The 1,023-nt window shown below is 62.0% G+C and carries 1 protein-coding gene; it reads left to right on the forward strand.

Annotation, left to right across the window (positions count from 1 at the left end; genetic code table 11):
• Nucleotides 1-118 precede the first annotated feature (118 nt).
• On the forward strand, nt 119-1,023 hold a 905-nt coding region (locus EVJ30_RS15015; protein ID WP_145963178.1), incomplete at its 3' end, for a transposase.

Below are 1,023 nucleotides of genomic sequence, written 5' to 3' on the forward strand. Positions count from 1 at the left end.
CTGGGTCTCGCCTTGCCCGCTGTTCCCCCGGGAGTCGGCGTGCCCTCGGGGCGACGCTGTACGTCCTTGCCGTTTCGGACTAAACTGGCTATAACTACACATCCTGGAGGCGATCCCGATGATGCCAGACCTGCCGAACATGCCGCCGAGCCCGTATGCGGCGCTTTACGATCTGTTGATCCCTGCCGATGACGAGCTACGGCTCATCCACGATCTCGTATCGTTCGATTTCGTCACCGACCTGCTCGCGGACACGTATTGTCACGACAACGGGCGGATGGCCGTCCATCCTGTCCGGATGTTCAAATATCTGTTCCTCAAGGCGCACTCGAACCTATCGGATGTCGATCTCGTCAGACGGGCGAGGACCGACCTCACCTATAAGTATTTCCTGGATCTCGCGCCGGAGGACGGCGTCATCAACCCGTCCTCGCTCACGAAATTCCGCCGCCAACGCATGGACGACGACAAACTGCTCGACAAACTGCTCGCACACACGGTCGAGGTCGCGAAAGAGATGGGGCTGCTGAAGGGACGGACGCTGATCGTCGATTCGACCCATTCCCGGGCCCGGTACGGGCAGAAGCCGATTGGGCAGGCGATCATCGAGGAGGCGAAGCATCTGCGCCAAGCGTGCTATCAGGCATCGGCCGATGCGAAGGGGCGTTTCCCTGAGAAAGTCGATGAGCACGACATCGACCAGCTGCTCGCCTATGCGCTCGCCGTGGCGGAGACCGTAGAGTCCGAGATGCCCGAGCTGATGATGCGGGAGCACATCCGCGACAGGGTGAACCGTGTCCGCGAGCTCGCCGAGGACGCGCATGTCGAGCTACAGGTGTCCAAGGACAGCGATGCCCGGACCGGGCACAAGAGCGCCGACTCCTCCTTCTTCGGCTACAAGCATCACCTCGCGATGACGGAAGAAGGCATCATCACGGCCGTCGTCGTCACGTCAGGCGAGGCGGCGGACGGGAAGCAGTTGACTCGCCTCATCGAGAAGAGCCACGCCGCCGGCGCCGAGTT

Origin of the sequence: Exiguobacterium sp. SH5S13 (genome assembly GCF_004337085.1) — a bacterium.
In the GTDB taxonomy this organism is placed as follows: Bacteria; Bacillota; Bacilli; order Exiguobacteriales; family Exiguobacteriaceae; genus Exiguobacterium; species Exiguobacterium aurantiacum_A.